Origin of the sequence: Sulfurovum sp. bin170, from assembly GCF_010892395.1 — a bacterium.
GTDB lineage: Bacteria > Campylobacterota > Campylobacteria > Campylobacterales > Sulfurovaceae > UBA1140.
In genome coordinates, this window is the sequence record NZ_JAACKB010000173.1 from 1 (window position 1) to 5,685 (window position 5,685).

The 5,685-nt window shown below is 34.7% G+C and carries 7 protein-coding genes; 6 read left to right on the forward strand and 1 reads right to left on the reverse strand.

The genetic code is table 11. The features are described from left to right. Nucleotides 1-100: 100 nt before the first annotated feature. Entirely contained in the window at nucleotides 101-838 is a 738-nt protein-coding gene (locus GSY74_RS04000; protein ID WP_164663816.1) for a methyltransferase, read from the reverse strand. Between the two features lie 96 nt (nucleotides 839-934). Between GSY74_RS04000 and secG the strand changes: the two genes are divergently transcribed. The 6 genes from secG to GSY74_RS04030 form a co-directional block, all read left to right on the forward strand. Then, nucleotides 935-1,288 (forward strand): preprotein translocase subunit SecG, encoded by a 354-nt coding sequence (gene secG, locus GSY74_RS04005; RefSeq protein WP_164663817.1) that lies wholly within the window; start codon nucleotides 935-937, stop codon nucleotides 1,286-1,288. 97 nt (nucleotides 1,289-1,385) lie between these two features. Further along, on the forward strand, nucleotides 1,386-1,943 hold the full coding sequence (gene frr, locus GSY74_RS04010; protein WP_164663818.1) for a ribosome recycling factor: 558 nt from the start codon (nucleotides 1,386-1,388) through the stop codon (nucleotides 1,941-1,943). Between the two features lie 4 nt (nucleotides 1,944-1,947). Beyond that, nucleotides 1,948-2,556 carry an orotate phosphoribosyltransferase gene (gene pyrE / locus GSY74_RS04015; RefSeq protein WP_164663819.1) on the forward strand — a complete coding sequence of 203 codons (609 nt, stop codon included), beginning with the start codon at nucleotides 1,948-1,950 and terminating at the stop codon, nucleotides 2,554-2,556. A 52-nt stretch (nucleotides 2,557-2,608) separates the two neighbouring features. Then, nucleotides 2,609-3,352 carry an OmpA family protein gene (locus GSY74_RS04020; RefSeq protein ID WP_164663820.1) on the forward strand — a complete coding sequence of 248 codons (744 nt, stop codon included), beginning with the start codon at nucleotides 2,609-2,611 and terminating at the stop codon, nucleotides 3,350-3,352. Nucleotides 3,353-3,481: 129 nt separating this feature from the next. After that, entirely contained in the window at nucleotides 3,482-4,411 is a 930-nt protein-coding gene (locus GSY74_RS04025; RefSeq protein ID WP_164663821.1) for a hypothetical protein, read from the forward strand. A gap of 93 nt (nucleotides 4,412-4,504) precedes the next feature. Then, nucleotides 4,505-5,685, forward strand: a 1,181-nt coding sequence (locus GSY74_RS04030; protein WP_164663822.1) for a DUF5011 domain-containing protein, incomplete at its 3' end; no start/stop codon positions are given.

A 5,685-nucleotide genomic window follows, 5' to 3' on the forward strand; every position in this document is an offset into this window, starting at 1 on the left:
GAAGCCATCGGTTCCGTATATGCAATTTGCATTTTCGGAATCGGCGTGTTTACACCCGAACTATTACATTCAAAAAAAAGCTTAATTCATTGGCATTGGACTAAAGTCTCCGTTTCCAAAGCAGTTGATGGTCGGTTTTCACCGACCCTACGACAAACAGAACCTCAAATTCCAGATAATCGAGTGGATAGTTTTTTATCACCTCTTTTGTCTGTTTATAACTCAACTTTCTATCCCCACCACTTACACCACTTCTTTTAATATACTTAAACATCTGATGAACGCTCTCAAATGAGAGACGATACTCTACTGTCTCAAAAGAGCAATTATAATATCTCTTTAGCATACTTTTAATACTCTTTTCTGAATAGATAGGAGATTTGACACCTGCAACTCTATGTAGTGTAGCAAATGTACTATCTGTAAAAAAAGATAGATAACAAGATTTTGAGAGCTGACTAATCTCTTTTAGTGTCATATCCAAATCCATACTCCATTGAAGTGCTGAAGATGAGACTAGAAAGTCATACTCTCTTTTTTTTAACTGCTCAAAACTTTTAGGGTTATTAAAATCTAAACAGAGTTTTTCTATTTTAAAAGAGCTAGGATGAATATCCAACATCTCTTTGGATAAGTCAAGTGCTGTAAATTTTTCAAAAGATATATTACTCTCTATTAAATTTTTATATATAGAACCACTACCACATCCTATATCTACAATCCTGTGATAATCACCCTTATCTATCATGGAGACAAGTTTTTTGGCAACCTGCGACTGTACACTGTTATGGCTATCATATTGGTTAGCAAAGCGTGAAAACTCTTGAACTATATTCATCTATCTCTATTTATCTCAGTTTTAATCATTTTAGGGTATAATCGCCGAAATTATACCCAATTTGGTATTATTATACCAACGATTAAAGAGGAAAGAATGATTTCAACCCTATTAGTTATTCAAATTGTTTTAGCAATTGCTATTATTATTGCCGTTTTGTTACAAAAAAGTTCAAGCATGGGACTTGGTGCATATAGTGGTAGTAACGAGTCTATGTTTGGAGCAAAAGGTCCTGCTAGTTTTTTAGCAAAAGCTACTTTTGGATTGGCACTACTTTTTGTTATCAATACACTGTCAATGGGATACCTCTATAACCAAGAGAAAAACCAATCTGTGGCAGATACTATATCAACTTCAACATCTGTACCTACAACAGTAGATACACAGGTAGATACAAACTCACCTACAACTGTACCCACAGCAGTAGACTCAAACAACTCTACAAAATAAGTAACTATACAGGGGCTTTCTCCTGTATAATTACTCTTCTATCATTTTCAAGCAAAAAAAGGGTAAAATTCCATAATTAAATTATGAGGAAATTATCATGTTAAATGAAATCTATGACCATACAAAAGAGCAGATGTCCAAAAGTATTGATGCACTCAAGAGAGACTTCTCTACACTTAGAACAGGTAAAGTGACTACCCATATCGTTGACCATATCAAAGTAGACTACTACGGTACACCTACAGCACTAAATCAAGTTGGAAATGTAATAGCAATGGATGCTACAACTATCTCTATCACACCTTGGGAAAAAAATATGCTATCGACTATCGAGAAAGCCATACAAAAAGCTGATATTGGTGTAAATCCAAATAATGATGGTGACTTTATAAAACTATTTTTCCCAGCAATGACAATGGATCAGAGAAAATCCATCGTAAAACAGGCAAAAGCTATGTCTGAAAAAGCAAAAATAGCCATTAGAAATATTCGTAAAGATAGCAACAGTGATATAAAAGATTATGAAAAAGAGAAAGATATTAGCGAAGATGAGTCAAGAAGAGGACAGGCTGAAATCCAAAAAATAACAGATACACATGTAGCCCAGATTGATTCGGTACTAGCTTCAAAAGAAGCTGATATACTTAAGGTATAAGAGAATGGATGTAGCAGGAATATACAAAGAGGCTGACGCTCTACTAGAGGGTCACTTTATCCTCTCAAGTGGAAATCATTCAAATCGTTATCTACAGAGTGCAAAAGTACTTGAAGATCCCAAAAGAGCAAAAATTTTGGCTGACGAATTGGCAAATAGCATAAAAGAGAGTGGTATAGAGATAGATACAGTTTGTGCACCTGCACTTGGTGGTATATTGGCAGGATATGAACTTGCTCGTGCATTAGAGACTCGCTCTATTTTTGTGGAGAGAAAAGATGGTACAATGGAGCTTCGCCGTGGTTTTGAGGTAAAAAAAGGTGAGAAGATACTAATATGTGAAGATATTATTACCACTGGTGGCTCTGCAATGGAAGCTGCTAAAATTATAGAAGAGCTTGGGGCAGAGGTCGTTGCTTTTGCATCACTTGCAAACAGAGGATTCTGTAGACGAGAAGGAACTAATACTACACCTAAACTAGAGTGTAAACTACCAACAGATAAACCTCTTTTTGCTTTAGATGACTTTACTTTTGAAATGTTCACTCCAGAAGAGTGTCCATTATGTAAGGCAGGTAGTGTCGCAATCAAACCAGGAAGCAGAAGTAACTAAACTTAACTAATATTTGGTATACTACGAGAATCTAAGTAAAAAGGATTCTTAAATGAAAAAATATATAAAACCAATTATTGCTTCATCGGTAGCCGTACTAATGCTATCAGCTTGTGTTCCTACTACAGGAGGAGCAACTCCAAATGCTCAGCAAGGTAACAGTACTAACAATACATCCACAGGTGCTATTGTAGGTGGTCTACTAGGTGCTATTGTAGGTGGAACTACGGCTGATAGAAGTGGTACTAGAGGTAAAAGAGCTGTTATGGGTGGAGCGATAGGTGCTGCTGTGGGTGCTGCGGTAGGTTATAGCCTCGACCAACAGGCAAAAGAGGTTGCACAAGTACTCAATACAAGTGTAGATAATAACCCTCAAGCAGAACAAAATTCGAATAACGAACTGGTAGTATCAAATACAGACAAGTTCGTCAAAATTATGTTCCGTGACCCAATGATGTTCAGAACCAACTCATCAACCCCTACCCCATCGGCACAAGCAGAGATTAGACAAATGATTCCTGTGCTTCAAAAATATAACAACACAATTATCCAAGCGGTAGGACATACTGACAATAGAGGTAGCTATCAGCATAATCAAAGACTATCAGAAGCAAGAGCTAGATCTGTGGGAAATACTGTTCACTCAGGTCTTAAGAACCCAGTTTATTCAAAAGGGTGTTCATACTCAAAACCTATAGCACCAAATACTTCTGCTACCAATATGGCATTGAATAGAAGAGTTGAGATATATCTATATCCAAACCAAGCATCAGTTATTGATCCTTGCAGAAACTAAAAAACTAAATAGAGTCAAAAAAAGTTTTATATTTACTTTTTTTGAAAGATTTATAGAGTAGAAAAACTATTGTTTTTAATTGTAAATTATGATATAATGTTCGTATAAAATATATTATAAGGTAAACATATGATACATAAAATAAAGTTTTTATCTATTCTATTTGCTACTCTTATTTTTTTAATATCTTGTCAATCTGATTCTAAAAATAACACCACAATAAAATCAACTGAAGTTTCATATGAGATAGAGGAAGATAGCTATCTGTATGGTCTCACACTAGACTCAATCAAAGATATAAATCAGAGTATTGATGCTATAAAGTCTCTCTCTAAACGAACCATAACACGAATCGTTTTTGATAAAATACCTGCAAAAGAGTACACGACTGCACTAAATCAACTTGCACCACATACTGATATTATGGGAGAGCTATTTGACTCAGAGTATATCAATGATTATACTTTTGAGGAGTATAAAACTAGAGTAGATGAGTATCTATCTCTTCATGGAGATAGAGTTGATATATGGGAGATAGGAAATGAGGTTAATGGTGAATGGACGGGTGAGCCATCTATGGTCGCACAAAAAACTATACACGCCCATGAAGAGGCTAAAAAAAGAGGATACAAAACTGCTTTAACACTCTATTATAATGACTATAACTATAATGATGGTTGTTGGGCTAAACCTTCAGAAAAAATGAGAGAGTGGGCTACAGATCAGCTTAACATGGAGGTCAAAAATGGAGTTGATTATCTTTTTATAAGCTATTATGAGGAAGATTGTGATAATTATCGACCATCACTCAAAGAGTGGGAGAGTGTTTTCTCTGATTTGGGTGAGATTTTTCCTAATGCAAAACTTGGCTTTGGTGAGGTAGGTACCAAAAATGAGAAAGATAAAGCAGACTATCTTCAACGATATTATAGTTTAAAGATTAAACATCCTCGCTATATAGGTGGATATTTTTGGTGGTATTTCAAACAAGATATGGTACCAAAATCAAAATCACTATGGTCTCTATTTAACGATATGTTAGAGCTTCAAAGATTATAAAGTAATGGTAATAATTATAATATAACACTTCTTACTTATATGATTTTAGTTATTATCTGTTTTTATAAAACAGATAATAATAAGGAGATTTTTATGAATTATAGAAAAAGTTTAACTATTTTTTTGATGATAATTCTTTTAGGTAACTTTGCATCAGCAATTGTTTATGAAGATGCAGAGAATGAGAACAGTACTCAAAGTTGGCAAGTTTATGATAACATACCAACAGGGGCAGTAGTTTCAAGAGTTTTTGACAGTGATAAGCAAAGTAATATTATTGAGCTTATGGGAGCAGGAATGGAAAATGGTTACATTCTTGGCTCATTTGATGAGACTCAATCGTGGAACAATAGAGAAGATAACCTTTTAACATGGAGTATCTCTTGTAGCGAATATTATACTATCTATATTCTTATTAACACTCAAAAGGGATACAGATACCTCTACTATACACCTCATGATGTAGATTATGGTATGTCAAACGGTAGTCAATATATCCATTTTGGCTTAGGTACAGATTCAACAGATGGTCAATGGAGAACTTTCAGTAGAGATATAAAGGCTGATTTGAAAAAATTTGAGATTGATAATGAACTCATATCAGTTAACGCATTTCTTATCCGAGGAGATGCTAAATTAGATGATATTGAGATGTCAGGTGGAGAGGATAACACTAAACCAACTATTACGCTGATAGGTGACTCTTTAGTAACCGTCATTCAAGATACAACTTATATTGATGCAGGAGCAACAGCAGAGGACAATATAGATGGAGATGTCACAGTAGATATAGTTACTCAAAACTCTGTAGATACGGCTGTTTTGGGAACATATACCGTAACTTATGATGTTAACGATTCAAGTGGTAATCAAGCTATACAGCAGATGAGAACAGTCTCTGTTGTTACATCTACTGACACAGCTAAAGATGTACTTATTCTCTATGATACAGCAGGTTCTTTTGGGCATATGGGAAAAACCAATGCAATATTTCTCGAAAATCTATTAGGACATTTTGATCTAAATGTCATATCTAAACCAACTTCTCAATATGTAGAAAATGAGATGAATAGTAAAAAAGCGGTTTTCTATCTTGGTACTACATATGATGTTCTAAGTTATTATAGTGAGGGGTCAGCTGAGAAGTTGGCGTATCAAAAATTTTATAGAGATGTAGCAACAAAAGATAGAACTATTGTCTGGATAAACTACAATCTACCTCTCTTAGAGCAGTTTTGGATAGATAACAATCTGGACAATAACACCTTTGCTCA

Coding starts and splice junctions, on each gene's coding strand:
- GSY74_RS04000 (WP_164663816.1), bottom strand. CDS start 838: ATGAATATAGTTCAAGAGTTTTCACGCTTTGCTAACCAATATGATAGC.
- secG (WP_164663817.1), top strand. CDS start 935: ATGATTTCAACCCTATTAGTTATTCAAATTGTTTTAGCAATTGCTATT.
- frr (WP_164663818.1), top strand. CDS start 1,386: ATGTTAAATGAAATCTATGACCATACAAAAGAGCAGATGTCCAAAAGT.
- pyrE (WP_164663819.1), top strand. CDS start 1,948: ATGGATGTAGCAGGAATATACAAAGAGGCTGACGCTCTACTAGAGGGT.
- GSY74_RS04020 (WP_164663820.1), top strand. CDS start 2,609: ATGAAAAAATATATAAAACCAATTATTGCTTCATCGGTAGCCGTACTA.
- GSY74_RS04025 (WP_164663821.1), top strand. CDS start 3,482: ATGATACATAAAATAAAGTTTTTATCTATTCTATTTGCTACTCTTATT.